Here is a 16,983-nt window from a genome sequence, read left to right on the forward strand (position 1 = left end):
ACTCCCGCCCCGCCACCTCCACACCCCCAGCACGCTCCCCCTCCGCCAACTCCGAACCCCCGGCACGCTCCCGCCCCGCCACCTCCACACCCCCGGCACGCTCCCACTCCGGCGCCCTCGCATTCCCGGCATGCTTTTGGCCGGGATCCCCCCGCCCCGCTCCCGGGCTCGCCCCCGAGGCTGGGAGATTGCTGCCGGGTATCTGCGAATCGCGGCCACCCTCAGTGAGGGCAGCGGCACCCGGCGCAACCCCGGCCGATGCGCGCTGACCAGGCACGAGCTCTGTCGTAGCCGGGTCGGACGCGGTGCACATGACAGGGAATCTACGCGCGGCTACCGACATGATCCGCGACACGAGTATGTGATGATCGGACCATGACCATCCGCAAGGCCGTGATTCCCGCCGCCGGTATCGGCTCCCGCCTGCTCCCGCTGACCAAGGCCATCCCCAAGGAGATGCTGCCGGTCGGAGACAAGCCGGTGATCGAGCATACGGTCCGCGAGCTGGTCGCCTCGGGGATCACCGACATCACGATCGTGGTGAGCGCCGGAAAGTCGTTGATCCAGGACCATTTCCGCCCGAATCCGGCGCTGGTGGCCCAGCTGCGGTCCGACGGCAAGACCGCCTACGCCGACGCGGTGGAGGAGGTCGGCGAGCTCGGCCGCCTCGGCCACATCACCTACCTGGACCAGCACGGCCCGTACGGCAACGGCACGCCGGTGCTCAACGCGGCGCGCGCCCTGGGCGACGAGCCGATGCTGGTGCTGTGGCCCGACGACGTGTTCGTCGCCGAGGTGCCGCGCGCCCAGCAGCTCATCGACGCCTACAACAAGACCAACTCGCCGGTGCTGGCCCTGCTCCCCATGGATCCGGCCGAGTCGAAGCGCTACGGCGTGCCGGTCGTCGAGGAGACCTTCGATCACGGGCTGATGCGCATCACCGGGCTGGTCGAGAAGCCCAAGCCCGAGGACGCGCCCTCGGCCTTCGCCGCGATCGGCGGCTACGTCGTCACCCCGGGCATCATCGAGGAGCTGCGCAAGCAGGTGGCCGACTGGTACACCCACCGCACCGGCGAGGTGTACCTGACCGACGCCATCAACGCCTTCGCCGCCTCGAATGCGGTGTACGGCCAGGTGATTCGCGGCAACTGGTACGACACCGGCAATCCCGGCGACTACCTGGTCGCCCAATTCGCCTCTGCCCTCGCGCATCCCGAGTACGGGCCGCTGCTGCGCGCGCTGGTCAAGGAATAACCAACGCTCGGTACTCCCGTATTTCCGGCGTGCCGGAGATGTGGGTGGCAGCGAGCTGGTAGTGCCGGCTTCGGCGGCAGGATCTCGAGCCTCGCGCTGTGGTTCGCGGCGGGCCTGGTGCTCATCGCGGGCACATACGAGCGCCGGTCCCACACCCGAGTTGTCGGCCGGACCGGCCGCCGAGCGGGATCGTGCCGCCGAGGAGGAGGCGGTCGGCGTCTGAGCACCGACCGCCCGCCTCGTCAGTAGAACCGCCGAATGGCATAGATTTCGAACTCGCTGAGCGGCGTCATCACCACCCCGACGCCCGGCGAGTGGGCGTTGAGCAGCTGCCCGCCCCCGGCGTAGATGCCCTCGTGCGAACCGTCGTTGTTCACCACCACGATGTCGCCGGGCTGGAGGGCGCCCAGCGGTACCGCGCTGCCCGCCTCGGCCTGCTGCCAGGTGGTGCGCGGCAGCATGATGCCCACCTGCCGGAACGCCCAGAGCGCCAGGCCGGAGCAGTCGTAGGTGTCGGGGCCGGTGGCGCCCCAGACATAGGGCTTCCCGGCCTGTGTCTGCGCCAGGCCCAGCGCGATCTGCGCCCGCGGGCTCGGGATCGGCAGATTGGCGGAGCCGCTGGCACTGCCGGAGCCGGACCCGGAACCCGACCCCGAGCTGCTGCCGGTGCCCCCGGAACCGGTCGCGGCGACCGCCGTACCGGCCAGGGCCGATACGGCCAGCAGGCCGGTCAACGCCGCGAATAGGAGTCTGGTGATTCTGTTGCGCGATGCAGTTGTCGCCATGTCTTGCCCTTCGGTTCGGCGCACACCACCCCGACGGCGAGCGTCCGGCGACAACTCAGCACACACGAAATTCGCGGGATGACCGCTTCCCCACGGGCATCTCATCCGGACGCTTGCCTGGCAGTGCGGTTTCTCAGCTGGTCGAACGGACGGAACACACAAGCTCAACTAGACATTCACAGTTGCTGTGACATAGCTGTTGTACCGCAAATCACATGCGCCCCACAAGATCCAATTTTCACCCCGCGCCCCCGTACCAGGTCAGAGCGCTGCATCGGTCGTCCAGCCGCTACCCCGCACCATCCCGCATGCTTGTCATCAGCAGCTACCCCTCGCCATCCCGGCATCCTTGTCGCCCAGCCGCACCCCCTCCGCCAGCCCGGCATCCTTGTCACCCAGCCGCTGCCCCTTGTCATCCCGGCATGCTTTTGGCCGGGATCTCACGGTGGATTCCGGCCAAACCACGCCGGAACGACGTGAACACGGTCGGCTCAGGCCGATCCGAACCAGTGACCACAACGACGGGCGAAACCTACCCGGGACTGGCGTGTCCCGGGTGACACCCGGCGGCGAGGGCCAGGGGTTTGCGGTGGACCCGAAGCGCGGGTTGTCGCGCAATGTTCACCGTGCTCGGCGGGGACGGCCAGCGGGCGTCACTGTGGGTGTGCCGTCACCGCCGAGCAGCGGCTTCACTTCCCCCGGCATCGGAGTCCGGGAGAAGATCGCGGGGCGGGTCATGTCGTGGTTGCCGCCGAGCGCAGGAAGAACATCAGGTTCGCCGGGCGTTCGGCCAGCCGTCGCACGAAGTAGCCGTACCACTGGTCGCCGAACGGGACGTACACCCGCAGGTGCTGGCCCAGCGACACCAGTCGTTCCTGCTCGGCGGGCCGGATGCCGTAGAGCATCTGGTATTCCACGTCGTCGCGGCCACGCCCGGCCGCGGTGGCCAGCAGCGCCGCCGCCTCGATCATCGCCGGGTCGTGCGTGGCGACCATCGGATATCCCTTGCCCGCCATGAGGATTCGCAGACAGCGCAGGTACGAGGCGTCGACGTCGCGCTTGCGCCGAAAGGCCACCGAGCCGGGCTCGCTGTAGGCGCCCTTGCACAATCGGATGCGCGCGCCCTCGTCAGCGAAGGCGAGGCAGTCGTCCTCGGTGCGCCGCAGGTAGGCCTGCAGCACGGTCCCGACGGTGTCGGGGTGGTCGCGGCGCAGCTCGCGGACGGTGGCCAGCGCGGCATCGGTGGTGGTGTGGTCCTCGGCGTCGAAGGTCACCCAGATGCCCGCTGCCGCGGCCGCTTCCACGATGGCCCGGGCATTGTCCAGGGCGAGAGCCGAACCCAGGGACTGCCCCAGCGCGGACAGCTTCACCGAGACTTCCAGCGGGCGTGCCCAGCTCTCCCCGGATTCAGCCGGAAGGCCGGCGAGTTCGGCAATCACGGCCACATACTCCTCCACCACCCGCCGCGCTCGCGCCGGGTCGGTGGTGTCCTCGCCGAGATAGTCGATGGTGACGAAGCGGTTGCGCCGCACCAGATCCCGCACCGAGGACAACGCCGCGTCGCGACTGTCACCGGCAACGAACCGATCGACGAGGCGTCTGGTCACCGGCATCCGGGTGATCCCGCGCTCGGCACGCGCCGAACGCGCGGCGGCCAGCAATGCGGGGCGCAACGGATTGGCGAGAACGGGAGCGCTCATGATGCCCTGCCTCCTGCTCGTGGCTTCGGTTGTCGGTGATACGCCGGGACGACGGGTGAGGCGGCCCCGCCAGCACGGAGGGGCGCGGATCGGCGCGTCATCCCTTCTCCCCCGGATCCGGGGCCTGGTGCGGATATTCGTGGCTCGTCGGCGCGACGAACGTTTCCTTGATCGAACGGGGCGAAGTCCAGCGCAGCAGGTTGAGCGGGGAGCCCGCCTTGTCGTTGGTGCCGGAGGCGCGAGAGCCGCCGAACGGCTGCTGACCCACCACCGCGCCGGTCGGCTTGTCATTGACGTAGAAGTTCCCTGCCGCGAACCGCAGTGCGTCGCTGGCCTTGTCGATGGCGGCGCGGTCGCGGGCCATGACCGCGCCGGTGAGCCCGTAGGCGGCGCCGGAATCGACCAGCCGCAGCGCCTCGTCGAAGGCGTGGGCACGCGAATCGTCGTAGACGTGCACGGACAGGATCGGGCCGAAGTACTCCGTGCGGAAGGCCTCGTCGGCGGGATCGTCGCCGAGCAGCAGCGTCGGGGCGACGAAGTAGCCGACGCTGTCGTCGTAGCTGCCGCCCGCGGCCACGGTGAGGCCGGGCGTCGCCTTGGCGCGCTCGATCGCGGCGACATTGCGGTCGAAGGCACGCCGATCGATCACGGCCCCACCGAAATTCGCGAAATCTGTGACATCGCCGTAGGCCAGCGCGCCGACGCGGTCGATCAACTCGTCGCCGATCCGGTTCCACACCGATCGCGGGACGAAGGCGCGCGAGGCCGCCGAGCATTTCTGGCCCTGGTATTCGTAGGCGCCCCGGATCATCGCCGTGGCCAGCACCTCCGGATCGGCCGACGGGTGCGCCAGGATGAAGTCCTTGCCGCCGGTCTCCCCGACCAGCCGCGGATAGGTGCGGTAGCGGTCGATATGGCCGCCGACCTCGCGCCACAGGTGCTGGAAGGTGCGGGTGGATCCGGTGAAATGGATTCCGGCCAGCCGCGGATCGCGCAGCGCCACCTCCGAGACCTCCGGTCCGTGCCCGTGCACGAGGTTGATGACGCCCGGCGGCAGACCGGCGGCCTCCAGCACGCGCATCGTGTGATACGCGGCCACGGCCTGGGTCGGCGACGGCTTCCACACCACCGTATTGCCCATCAAAGCCGGTGCGGTGGGCAGGTTTCCGGCGATCGCGGTGAAGTTGAACGGTGTGATCGCGTAGACGAAACCCTCCAGCGGGCGGTAGTCGCTGCGATTCCACACACCCGGCCCCGATATCGGCTGCCCGGCGAGCAACTGCCGCGCGAAGCGCACGTTGAACCGCCAGAAGTCCACGAGTTCGCAGGGCGCGTCGATCTCGGCCTGGTAGGGCGACTTCGACTGCCCCAACATCGTCGCGGCGGCGATGGTTTCGCGCCACGGCCCCGCCAGCAGATCGGCCGCGCGTAGGAATACCGCGGCCCGCTCATCGAAAGGCAGTGCGCGCCAGTCGGATCCGGCCCGGACGGCGGTGTCGACCGCATCGTGCACGTCGCCGGGCTCGGCGACGCTGAAGCTGCCGAGCACCGCGGCGTGGTTGTGCGGCTGTACGACATCGATCCGCGCTCCGGCGCCGGGGCGGTGTTCGCCGTCGATCACGTGGCAGACCTCGGTGGGGGTACCGGCCAGCTCGCGCAGCGCCGCCCGCAGCCGGGCGCGTTCCGGGGTACCGGGCGCGTAGGAATTGACGGGCTCGTTGGACGGTGCGGGAACCGTGGTAATCGCGTCCATGGCAGGAAATAAACCGCATCCGACGATGGTGGAAGTTGTCCTATCCGACGAATTGCGGCGGCGGTTTTCGTCCGATTGAATGAAGAGTGTGAACCGCTTCATACCACTCTCGGAGCTGCTATCAGCGCTGACCAGCGCCGTTGTCACGCTGGTCGACGCGCCCGCGGGCGAGGACGTGGTGGTCGATTCCGTGGCGTTCATGGACGTCGACGACCTGGCCGTGGACATGCCGCCGGGGCGCGCCCTGCCGGAGGTGTACCTGCAGGTCGGGGTCGGTGACGACGACGCGACCCGGTGGCTCCGGGACCTCGGCGAGCGCTGCCCCGCCGAGCACCGCCCGCGGGTAGTCTTCTCCAAGAGCACGTCCACGCAACTGCGGTCCGTCGCCCACGACGCCGGTATCGCGCTGGTGGCGGTGCATCCGCACGCCCGGTGGGAAATGGTGCACGCGCTGATCGAGCGGATCACCGGGCACGGCGCAGGGCGGCGGGCGGCCGTGGCCTCCGCGCCCGCGCTGGACACCGATCTGTTCGGGCTGGCGCAGTCGGTCGCCGAATCCACCCGCGGGCTGGTCGTCATCGAGGACGACCAGTCGCGGGTGCTGGCCTATTCGGCCGACAGCACGACCTCCGCCGATACGGTGCGACGGCTCTCGGTGCTCGGGCGGCAGGGCCCGGCCGGATACCTGCACTGGTTGCAGCGGGAGAAGGTATTCGACCGATTGCGCAATACCGGTGATGCCGTGGAGGTTCCGGCCCAGCCGGAATGGGAGACGCGGCGCCGCATCGCGATCGGGATCCGGGAACCGGCGCGTGACGGCGGCCGCTCACCCATGGTGCTCGGCACGATCTGGGTGCAGGAGGCCACCGAACCACTGCACGGCGACAGCGCCAAGGTGCTGCGCGGCGCGGCATCCATTGCGGGGAGGGCGATCTGGCGCACCCGCCAGGCGCCGACGACGGATGCGCTGCTGGTGCAGCGGTTGTTCGGCGCGCACGGGGGCGACGTCGACCTCGCGGCCTTCGCCGACACGTTCGGCATGGCGGCCGACGGCCAGGCGGCCGTGGTCGGGTTCGCGCGGCACGCGCCGCGGGAGTCGGCGGAGGAGGCGATGCACCGCGGGACGGTCACGCTCCGCCTGCACGCCAGCGCCTTTCGGCAGGACTGTGTGACCACCCGGATCGGCGATCGCCTGTATGTGCTGTTCCCCGAGCATCGTTCGGTCGACCGCGTCACGTCGTGGACCCGGCAGGTGATCGGACAGCTCGACGACCGCTCGGGCCTGACGCTGCGCGCGGCCATCGCCGCCCCCGTCGCGGGTCTCGGGGATGTCGCGCGGGCCCGCGCCGAGGTGGACCGGGTGCTCGACCGCACCGCGAATCTGCCCGCGGCCGAACCGGTCACGACGCTGGCCCACTCCCGCACGACCGTGCTGCTGGCCGAGATCCTCACCCTGATCGGCGACAACCCACAGCTCCGCGACCCCCGCCTGGACACCCTGATCGACTACGACACCAAATACTCCGCCGACCTGCGCGCCAGTCTCGACGCCTACCTGACCCACCGCGGCGACGTCCGCACCGCCGCCACCGAACTCCGCATCCACCCCAACACCCTCCGCTACCGAGTCCGCCGCGCCACCCAACTCATGGGCCTGGACCTGGACTCGTCCCCCGACCGCCTCCTCCTCGAGATCCAGCTCGCGGTACACCGAAATGTGAATGTGCCTGAACGCCAGGAGAATTGACTGCCCCGACCGATTTCCGGCATGCTTTGGCCGGAATCTCGCCAGGATCCCGGCCAAAAACATGCCGGGAAATAATGCAGGGCGAGACGCACGCCGAGTTGGAGCGCGCACGCCGGGCCGAGCGTGCACACCAGACGCAACGACCACACGCCAAGCCGAACGTGCACACACCAGACGCAACGACCACACGCCAAGCCGAACGTGCACACACCAGACGCAACGACCACACGCCAGGCCGAGCGTGCACTCTCGGGGGGCTGGCGCGCCCGTTGCGGGCGAGAAGTGCACGCTCGGGGCGGGGTCAGGCCTTGGTGAGGGAGACTCGGACGCCGCCGACCACTTCGGCGGCCGCCGGGCCCGCGTCGCCGAAACTAAGGTCGGTGGCGAGGATTTCGCCCGCGATGAGGTCGCGGTGGGTTTCGGCCCACTGCTTGCGATCGGTGGGGACGTCCAGGACGACCGTGATGCGGTCGGATACGTCCAGGCCCGCGGACTTGCGGGTCTCCTGCAGGTCGCGGATGAGATCGCGGGCCCAACCCTCGGCCTCCAACTCCTCGGTGACCTCCGAATTCAGCACCACCAGACCGGCATTGCCGGGCAGGGCGGCGGTCGATTCGGGTTCCGCGGCGACCAAGCGCTGGGTGTACTCCTCCGGCAGCAGGTCGATTCCGGCCGCGCCGACCACACCCTCGGGACTCTCGGTCCACTCCCCGGCCTTCACCGCCTTGATCACCGTCTGCACGTCCTTGCCCAGCCGGGGCCCGGCGGCGCGCGCGTTGACGACCAGTTCGAAGCGGCCGTGCGCGGCGACGTCGGTGGTCAGATCCACCTTCTTGACGTTCACCTCGTCGGCGACCAGATCCGCGAACGGCGCGAGGCGATCGGCATCCGGTGCGGCGATGGTCAATTCGGACAGCGGCAGCCGCACCCGCAGGTTCTGGGCCTTGCGCAGGCTCAGCGCCGTCGAGCAGACCGCGCGCACCTCGTCCATCGCCGACACCAGCTCCGGATCCTTCGGCAGCTCCGTCTCACCCGGCCAGTCGGCCAGGTGCACCGAGCGGCCGCCGGTCAGCCCGCGCCAGATCACCTCGGTGATCAGCGGCAGCAGCGGGGCCGCCAGCCGCGTGGTCACCTCCAACACGGTGTGCAGGGTGTCGATGGCGGCGCGGTCCTCCTCCCAGAACCGCGAACGCGACCGGCGCACATACCAATTGGTGAGCGCGTCGGCGAACGAGCGCAGTTCGTCGCAGGCCGCGGCGATGTCGTAGGCCTCGAGGGCCGCGGTGATCACATCCCGCGCCGAGGCCAGCTTGGCCAGGATGTACCGATCCAGCACATGCGTCGAATCCGTGCGCCACGCACCGGGTTCCGACGCGTACAGCTGCAGGAACGTCCAGGCGTTCCACAGCGGCCGCAGCGCATGGCTCACGCCCTCGCGGATCCCGCGCTCGGTGACGACGAGGTTGCCGCCGCGCAGCACCGGCGACGCCATCAGGAACCACCGCATGGCGTCGGAGCCGTCGCGATCGAACACCTCGTTGACATCCGGGTAGTTGCCCTTGGACTTGGACATCTTGAGCCCGTCGTCGCCGAGCACGATGCCGTGCGCCACAGCGGTTTTGAACGCCGGACGATCGAACAGCGCGGTCGACAGCACGTGCAGGTTGTAGAACCAGCCCTTGGTCTGCCCGTTGTACTCGACGATGAAATCGCCGGGGCTGTGCGGTTTTGCGTCGTGCGTGCCCTCGAACCACTCCTTGTTCTCGAACGGGTAGTGCACCTGGGCATAGGGCATCGACCCGGACTCGAACCAGCAGTCCAGCACCTCGGGCACGCGCCGCATCATCGACTTCCCGGTCGGGTCATCGGGATTCGGCCGCACCAGCTCGTCGATCGCCGGGCGGTGCATATCGGCCGGGCGCACGCCGAAGTCGTGCTCGAGCTGGTCCAGGGAGCCGTAGACGTCGGTGCGCGGGTACTCGGGATCGTCGGACACCCACACCGGGATCGGCGCGCCCCAGTACCGGTTGCGGCTGATGTTCCAGTCGCGGGCGTTCTCCACCCACTTGCCGAACTGGCCGTCGCGGATATGCCCGGGCACCCAGTCGATCTGCTGGTTCAGCTCCATCATCCGGTCGCGGACCTTGGTGACCGCGACGAACCAGGACGGCACCGCCATGTAGATCAGCGGCTGTCCGGAACGCCAGCTGTGCGGATAGGAGTGCTCGATCGTCTCGTGCCGCAACATCTTTCCGGCGGCCTTGAGGTCCTTGATGATGACCGGGTTGGCGTCGAACACCATCAGGCCCTCGTACGGCGGCACCATCGAGGTGAACTTGCCGCCCGGGTCGAGCGGCTGCACCAGTTCGATGCCAGCCTCGGCGGCGACCGCCATGTCCTCCTCACCGAAGGCCGGGGCCAGATGCACCACCCCGGTACCGGAGTCGGTGGTGACGTAGTCGGCGTTCAAGACCCGGAACGCGTTCGGGTGCCCGGCGAAGAAGTCGAACGGCGGGGTGTAGCGCAGGTCGGCCAGCGCCGCGCCCGCGTGCTCGGACAGCAGGTCCAGCTGCTCGCCCAGCTCGCGCGAATAGTGCGAGACCCGCTCGGAGGCCAGCAGATACCGCTTGCCGTCCGCGCCGCGCACGTGCGCGTAGGTGAGGTCCGGGTGCACCGCGATCGCGAGGTTGGACGGCAGCGTCCACGGCGTCGTGGTCCAGATCAGCGCGTTCGCGCCGTCCAGTTCGCGCAGCGGATGATCGTCCGGAACGGACAGGGTCATGTCGACGGTGACCGCCGGATCCTGGCGCATCCGGTAGGCGTCGTCGAGGCGCGACTCCTGGTTCGACAGCGGCGTCTGCTCGTACCAGCTATAGGGCAGCACGCGGAAGCCCTGATAGATCAGCCCCTTGTCGTACAGCGACTTGAACGCCCACATGACCGACTCCATGAAGTCGGGATCGAGGGTCTTGTAGTCGTTGTCGAAGTCCACCCAGCGGGCCTGACGGGTCACATACGCGCGCCACTCATTGGTGTAACGCAACACAGACGATTTACATGCGGCATTGAATTCCGCGAGACCCATCGCGTCGATCTGTGATTTGTCCGTGATACCGAGCTGCTTCTCCGCTTCGATTTCCGCGGGCAGGCCGTGGGTGTCCCAGCCGAACCGCCGTTCCACCTTCTTGCCTCGCATGGTCTGGAAACGTGGGATCAAATCCTTCACGTACCCGGTGAGCAGGTGACCGTAATGTGGCAACCCGTTGGCGAACGGCGGTCCGTCGTAGAAGACGAACTCGTCTCCGCCGGAACGGTTCTCGATGCTGGCGCGGAAGGTGTCGTCGGCGGCCCAGTACTCGAGCACGCGCTCCTCCAGGCGCGGGAACGACACCTGCCCACCGGCGCCCAGATCCACGCGGGGGTAAGCGGCGTTGTTGCTGGAAGTCTCGTCCGCCATATCGGGCAGTGGTCTCCTCGTGCCGACGCGCCGTGCTGGGCGCGTATCCGTGGGCACGGGGACGATCCTCGGCGCCGGTGTGCCGAGACCGCGGTACCACCCCGCTTGTCCGTGCCGGGCTCGATGCGCACGGACCTCTCGTCGCGAGCTGTGACGGGCTCACCCGTTCGGTTCTACTGAGCGCGAACGCCGTTCTTCCGAAGGCTCCCCGGTGATTGCCGGATCAGTGCCGTCTTACAGGTTTGATTGTAGCCCCGACGGGCAATGTTATTTCCGGGCCCCAGTGGCGTGGCCCAACCAGCCATGGACAGGCCTCATCGCTTCGCATGCCGACCGGGGCGCGACGACGAATCGTCGTCGCCGGAGTCGCGCATCGATAGCGCACTAACCAGTAGCAGTACGGCACCGATGACACATACCACGATGCAACCCCACGCCCAGATCACCGAGCCGGTGGTGAGTGCGGTCACCAGCAGGGCGAATCCGATCGCGGCCAGGACGAGCGTCAAGACGAGCATGGTCACCCCCTAGGCGGGCCAAGTGGCTCGACGAACCTGCGGACCACACGACTGCGCTGCGCGCCGCTCCCGGGACTGCCGCGGAGTCGGCGAGCATCCGAACGAACGGAACTACTTGCCGCCCTTCGCGAACTGCGCCGGTGCGTGGTTGTTGGTCCCTGCGCCGTCGAAGGCCTCACCGCCGTCGACCGGCACCGCCGAGCCACGATTCTCCAGCTCCTCGAGCTGCGATTCCAGATACGACTTCAACCGCACCCGGTACTCCCGCTCGAAGGTCTTCAACTGCTCGATCCTGCTCTCCAGCACGCTGCGCTGCTGGGTGATCGTCGCCATGATCTCGGTGTGCTTGCGCTCGGCATCGGCCTGCAGGGCGTCGGCCTTCTCCTTGGCCTGACGCAACTGGTTGTCCGACCGGGTTTGCGCGTCCGACAGCATGGTCTCGGCCTTCTGGCGGGCCTCGGAGATCATGCCCTCGGACCGGGTGCGCGCATCGCTGACCAGTCGCTCCGAATTTGCTCTGGCGTTCGACAGCAGCTGTTCGGCCTCGGTCTTGGCGTCGCTGGTCAGTCGGTCGGCCATTTCCTGGGCCAGGCTGAGCACCTTGGCGGCCTGTAGGTTCGCGTCCGCGGCGTCCTTCGGGGCGGCGGGCGGGGCGGCCGGAACGGGGACCGGCGGGGCCACCGGCGCGGGCTTCGGCGGTTCCGGCTGCGGCGGAGCCTGTTTCACCGCCTGCGGCGCCGGGCGTGGGGCCTTCTTGGCCTCGGTCAGCTCCGTGTCGAGCTCGGCAACCCGCTGGCGCAGATCCGCATTCTCCTCGATGAGGCGTGAGAGTTCCTGCTCGACCAGGTCGAGGAAGGCGTCGACTTCATCCTCGTTGTAGCCGCGCTTCCCGATCGGCGGTTTGCTGAACGCGACGTTGTGCACATCGGCTGGGGTCAGCGGCATGGAAGGATCCCTTCACGCTTCGTACGGAGATCTAGCGGTAGATCTAGCAAGCTAAGTTCACGGCCCATTCTGTCACACCTAGGCGACCGGCTGTCCGAGCCTGCTGGTCACCGACATCAAGATGAACACGATGAAAAGCAGGACCATAATCGACAGATCGAGCCGAATTCCACCCAGGTTCACGGGAGGTATCAAGCGCCTCAGGAGTTTCACCGGAGGATCGGTGATCGTGAAGATCACCTCCAAGACGACGACAACCGCTCCCCGGGGATGCCAGTCTCGTGCGAAGTTGCGGATGAACTCCACGATCACTCGGCTGATCAACAACAGCCAGAAGAGGAACAGGAGTACATACAGCACCTGGAACAAGGCCACCAGACCACTTTGCCTCAGAATCGGTGTCCTGCAAACTCCCCGCGCCGTCCGACCCCGGCGCGACTCCCCCGCTCGCGGCGTGTCGACCGGGGCGGCGGCCGCGGCGTCACTCCCCGGTTTCGACGCTATTTCTGGTTGTAGAAGCCGGTTTCGGCAATCCGGCGGCGCTCCTCGGCCGATACGTCCACATCGGCCGGTGAGAGCAGGAACACCTTGGTCGCGACCTTGTCGAACGAGCCGCGCAGCGCGAACGCCAGGCCCGCGGCGAAATCCACCAGCCGGCGCGCGTCGGAGTTGCTCATCTCCACCAGGTCCATGATCACCGGCGTGCCGTCGCGGAACCGCTCACCGATGATGGCGGCCTCGGCGTAGGTCCGCGGGCGCAGCGTCGTGATCTTGGACAAGGGGCCTCCGTCCTCGAAGACCGGGGTGCGGCGCGGCGCGGGTTCGAAGCGGGCCCGCTCCTCCATGCGCCGCTCCTCCATCCGCCGCTCGGCCTCCGGATCCACCGCCAGCGCACCGTGTGTCGTGCCACGCACCATCGAGGCGCCGCCGCTGCCGCCGCCGATCCGGTCCATCGACCGCGCGCGCCCCGACGGCGCGGAGTCGATGCGGGTCGGGCGGCGCGGTTCGTACCGGTCCTCGCCGTAGGACTCCGTGCCGTAGTCGTCGCGGCGCGCGACGGAGTATCCGGGCTGGTACGGAGCCTTGTAGGCCGGTTCCGGATAGCCCGGGTCGTCGCCGAAGCGATCGTCGGAGAAACGGTCGTCGGAGAAACGGGATCGGCCGCCGTCGTAGCGGGGCTCGACGAAACCCCGACGCGCGCCGTGTTCCTCGACGCCGCGCGGGCCGCGATCGTCGATGTAGTCGTCCTCGTATTCCTCGAGGGGAACCATGCCGAAGTAGGCCTTGAACCTGTGCAGGGTGCTCATACTCCCACCTCGCTAACGCTCGGCCCCAGCACGAGCATGCTCGTGGCTGCGCTTATGTCTCGCTCGCTGCGCTCGCACATCCTGGTCGACCTTCCTACGGCACCCGGCTGGCCTGGGGTGTTGAAGTCTTGCCTCAATCCTCGTCAGCCCCAGCATATGTTTCGAATGTGACTGATGAGGTTTGTTTGCTATCCAGAGGTTATCGGTCGTTCGCCCATCAGCGCGGTACCGACACGCACGCAGGTCGAGCCGTGTCGTATCGCGGCTTCCAGATCGCCGGACATGCCCGCGGACAGCTCGGCAGCCTCCGGATGATCGGCCCGCAGCCGGGTGTGCAGCGCGGCCAGTCGCGCGAACTCGGGCTCCGGATCGGCGGCCAGCGGCGGGATCGCCATCAGGCCCGCCAGCCGCAGGTTCTCCGCGGCCGCCACCTGATCTGCCAGCCGCGGCAGGTCGTCCGGGGACACGCCGCTGCGAGTCGGATCGCCGTCCAGGCTCACCTGCAATAACACCTCCAGCGGCGCCGTGCGGCGACCATCCTCGCGGGCCGCGCCCGCCGCGCCGTCGAGGGCTGCGGCCAGGCGCTCGGTGTCCACCGAATGCACGGCGTAGGCCCAGCGCGCGACCGCCTTGGCCTTGTTGCGCTGCAGGCGGCCGATCATGTGCCAGCGCACGCCGGGCAGGTGGCCCAGCGCCGCCCCCTTCGCGGCCGCCTCCTGCTCCCGCGATTCGCCGAATTCCCGGCGTCCGAGGCGGTACAGGGCCTCGATATCCGCGGCGGGAAAGAACTTCGTTACTGGAAGCAACCGAACCTCGCCCGGATCGCGTCCGGTGGCGTGGCACGCGGCCTCGATTCGGGCCGACAGACCGGTCAGGGCACTGGCCAGTTCGGCCGCCCGCGTGGATTCCGCTGCGGCGGTGCCGGATTCGGCGGTCATAGAACAACTCCCTCGAATGCGAAACTGATCACGAATGTCTCGGGCGTGTCGATAGTCCATTTTCCGCGCGCATTCATGGCGCGGTTGTAGGTGCAAGCCCAGAAAATGGGGGCAGGCGTTACGAACTTCTCATCTCCCGCGCCGTGGAAGGTCATCATTCCGGCCCTCGGAATTTGTCGCACGCCCCAATCCCGCCGCACCCCGCGCATGTTCACGCACCCCGTACAAGCGATGCAGTGGGTGCGAGAACTCGCACGGGGTGCGACAAATGCGGAATTTCGCCGCGAACACTCACTCCGGGGATCCCTCGGTTTCCATCCAGACGACCCCGGCGATGCGGCCTGTGGGGGCGCCGCGGCGGTGGCTGAAGAGCGTCTCGTCCTCGATGGTGCAGCGGGGGTCGACCGCCACCGCGCCGACGCCCGCTTCCTCGAGCTGACGGCGGACTCCGGCGCGCAGATCCAGGCCGGGGGTGCCCTTGGCGGTGGTGGTGGCGCTGCCGGGGAGGTGCTTCTCGACGTCGTCGCGCATCTGGGCGGGGACCTCGTACCGGCGGCCGCTGGCGGCGGGGCCCAGGAATGCGCCGATCCGTTCGGGTTTCGCGCCGAGCGAGGCCATCGCCTCCAGCACCCGCGGCACGATGCCGATCCGTGCGCCCACCCGACCGGCGTGCACCGCGGCGATCACGCCCGCCTCGTCGTCGGACAGCAGCAGGGGGACACAGTCGGCGGTCAGCACCACCAGGGCCAGGCCCGGCACGGTGGTGACCAGCGCGTCGGTCACCGGCACCGGTTCGCTGCGCGGCCCGTCGACGATCTCGACGTGGCGGCCGTGCACCTGCTCCATCCAGACCAGCCGTTCCGGCGCCAGCCCGATCCCCTCGGTCAGCCGTATCCTGTTGCGCCGCACCGCCTCCGGATCATCCCCGACATGGGCCCCCAGATTGAACGAGTCATACGGGGCCCGCGAGAACCCCCCGTCCCGCGTAGTCGTCACACGCCGAGTCCGAACCGAAGCAGCAGCAGTCATACCCCGAGATTAATAGCCACCACCGGGCAACTCCCGCCCTCGGTCGCGTCGACCCCGCAAGAATCCGAGAAGGCCCGGGATACGAAGGCCCGCCGCGATACGGGATCCGTGCGATACGAAGGGGGAGGCTGCAGTAAAGGTGTGGAGGCGTTGGCTCGTGCGGTGAGCCTGCTATCCGAGTGGCCGTGCACCTTGTTCCCCGCATCCGGCGCCCCGGCGCCGGATGCGGGGGTGGGGAACGCGGACGCACCCGCTCCCTTGCGCTGGAGCGGGTGCGTTCGGGGGTTCCTAGCGGCGCATGAAGGAAGGGACGTCGACGTCGTCGTCGGTGTCTTCGTCCGGGGGTTGGATGTGGGTGCGGGAGTTGTGGGTTACCGACGGGTCGTTGGTGGGGCGGACGGACTCGTAGGTGGGGGTGGGGCGGGGCTCATAGGAGGGGGCCGGGCCGCGCTGGACCGTGGAGGGGGCGGGGGTCGACTCCGTCGAGCGGGTGGAGCCGAAATCGGTGGTGCGTGTCGAGGTCTGGCCGATCTCGCCCGCTCGGGCCGGGCCGATGGTCGAGCGACCGGCGGAATCGATGCGGCGCGCGGGGGTGCCGCCGTCGAAACCGGCCGCGATGACCGTCACGCGCACCTCGTCGCCGAGCGAATCGTCGATCACCGTGCCGAAGATGATGTTCGCCTCGATGTGGGCGGCCTCCTGCACCAGCGAGGCGGCCTCGTTGATCTCGAAGAGGCCGAGATCCGAACCGCCCGCGATCGACAGCAGCACCCCGTGGGCGCCGTCCATCGAGGCCTCCAGCAGCGGCGAGTTGATCGCCGCCTCGGCCGCCTTCACCGACCTGCCCTCACCGCGGGAGGAGCCGATGCCCATCAGCGCCGACCCGGCGCCGGACATCACGCTCTTGACGTCGGCGAAGTCGACGTTGATCAGGCCCGGCGTGGTGATCAGGTCGGTAATGCCCTGAACACCATTGAGCAGCACCTCGTCCGCCGAGCGGAACGCGTCCATCAGGCTCACCGCGGCATCGCCGAGCTGCAGCAGCCGGTCGTTCGGGATCACGATCAGCGTGTCGCAGGACTCCCGCAGCGCCTGTATCCCGGCCTCGGCCTGATTGCTGCGGCGCTTGCCCTCGAACGAGAACGGCCGCGTCACCACGCCGATGGTCAGCGCGCCCAGCTTGCGGGCGATGCTGGCCACCACGGGAGCGCCACCGGTACCGGTGCCGCCACCCTCGCCGGCGGTGACGAAGACCATGTCGGCACCCTTGAGCACCTCTTCGATCTCGTCCTTGTGATCCTCGGCGGCCTTGCGGCCCACCTCCGGATCCGCACCGGCGCCCAGCCCGCGGGTGAGCTCCCGGCCGACGTCGAGTTTGACGTCCGCGTCACTCATCAGCAGCGCCTGCGCGTCGGTGTTGACCGCGATGAACTCGACTCCCTTGAGTCCCTGTTCGATCATCCGGTTGACGGCATTCACGCCGCCGCCGCCGATACCGACGACCTTGATCACTGCAAGGTAGTTGTGCGGGGGCGTCATGGGCTCTCGCC

Annotated in this window: 13 protein-coding genes; 2 read left to right on the forward strand and 11 right to left on the reverse strand. The window is 68.6% G+C overall.

The window, feature by feature from the left end:
* The first annotated feature begins 375 nt into the window (after positions 1-375).
* A complete protein-coding gene (locus tag ACYVLQ_RS14485) occupies positions 376-1,254 on the forward strand; it encodes a UTP--glucose-1-phosphate uridylyltransferase (protein ID WP_460697968.1) in 879 nt (292 codons plus the stop codon).
* Positions 1,255-1,496: 242 nt separating this feature from the next.
* On the opposite strand, the gene ACYVLQ_RS14490 is transcribed toward ACYVLQ_RS14485, so the two are convergent.
* The 3 genes from ACYVLQ_RS14490 to pruA form a co-directional block, all read right to left on the reverse strand.
* Positions 1,497-2,039, reverse strand: a complete 543-nt coding sequence (locus ACYVLQ_RS14490) for a C40 family peptidase (protein WP_460697969.1) — start codon at positions 2,037-2,039, stop codon at positions 1,497-1,499.
* Positions 2,040-2,773: 734 nt separating this feature from the next.
* Positions 2,774-3,739, reverse strand: coding sequence for a proline dehydrogenase family protein (locus ACYVLQ_RS14495; RefSeq protein ID WP_460697970.1), 966 nt, complete (start codon positions 3,737-3,739; stop codon positions 2,774-2,776).
* 97 nt (positions 3,740-3,836) lie between these two features.
* Positions 3,837-5,492 carry an L-glutamate gamma-semialdehyde dehydrogenase gene (pruA, locus tag ACYVLQ_RS14500; protein WP_460697971.1) on the reverse strand — a complete coding sequence of 552 codons (1,656 nt, stop codon included), beginning with the start codon at positions 5,490-5,492 and terminating at the stop codon, positions 3,837-3,839.
* Between the two features lie 88 nt (positions 5,493-5,580).
* Here pruA and ACYVLQ_RS14505 point away from each other — a divergent pair, with 88 nt between their 5' ends.
* A complete protein-coding gene (locus ACYVLQ_RS14505; RefSeq protein ID WP_460697972.1) occupies positions 5,581-7,239 on the forward strand; it encodes a PucR family transcriptional regulator in 1,659 nt (552 codons plus the stop codon).
* Positions 7,240-7,540: 301 nt separating this feature from the next.
* On the opposite strand, the gene ileS is transcribed toward ACYVLQ_RS14505, so the two are convergent.
* From ileS to ftsZ, 8 genes are all read right to left on the reverse strand, one after another.
* On the reverse strand, positions 7,541-10,696 hold the full coding sequence (ileS, locus tag ACYVLQ_RS14510; protein WP_460697973.1) for an isoleucine--tRNA ligase: 3,156 nt from the start codon (positions 10,694-10,696) through the stop codon (positions 7,541-7,543).
* 314 nt (positions 10,697-11,010) lie between these two features.
* Positions 11,011-11,214, reverse strand: a complete 204-nt coding sequence (locus ACYVLQ_RS14515; protein ID WP_460697974.1) for a hypothetical protein — start codon at positions 11,212-11,214, stop codon at positions 11,011-11,013.
* 111 nt (positions 11,215-11,325) lie between these two features.
* Positions 11,326-12,159 (reverse strand): DivIVA-like cell division protein Wag31, encoded by an 834-nt coding sequence (gene wag31, locus ACYVLQ_RS14520; RefSeq protein WP_460697975.1) that lies wholly within the window; start codon positions 12,157-12,159, stop codon positions 11,326-11,328.
* Positions 12,160-12,237: 78 nt separating this feature from the next.
* Complete coding sequence (locus ACYVLQ_RS14525; RefSeq protein WP_460697976.1) at positions 12,238-12,534, reverse strand: YggT family protein; 297 nt, start codon at positions 12,532-12,534, stop codon at positions 12,238-12,240.
* Between the two features lie 125 nt (positions 12,535-12,659).
* Positions 12,660-13,466: a cell division protein SepF gene (locus ACYVLQ_RS14530; protein ID WP_460697977.1), complete on the reverse strand. Its 807-nt coding sequence runs from the start codon at positions 13,464-13,466 to the stop codon at positions 12,660-12,662.
* A 188-nt stretch (positions 13,467-13,654) separates the two neighbouring features.
* Positions 13,655-14,404, reverse strand: a complete 750-nt coding sequence (locus ACYVLQ_RS14535) for a YggS family pyridoxal phosphate-dependent enzyme (protein WP_460697978.1) — start codon at positions 14,402-14,404, stop codon at positions 13,655-13,657.
* A 291-nt stretch (positions 14,405-14,695) separates the two neighbouring features.
* Entirely contained in the window at positions 14,696-15,433 is a 738-nt protein-coding gene (pgeF, locus tag ACYVLQ_RS14540) for a peptidoglycan editing factor PgeF (protein WP_460697979.1), read from the reverse strand.
* Between the two features lie 288 nt (positions 15,434-15,721).
* Entirely contained in the window at positions 15,722-16,972 is a 1,251-nt protein-coding gene (ftsZ, locus tag ACYVLQ_RS14545) for a cell division protein FtsZ (RefSeq protein WP_460697980.1), read from the reverse strand.
* Positions 16,973-16,983 lie beyond the last annotated feature (11 nt).

It is taken from the genome of Nocardia thraciensis (assembly GCF_054782435.1).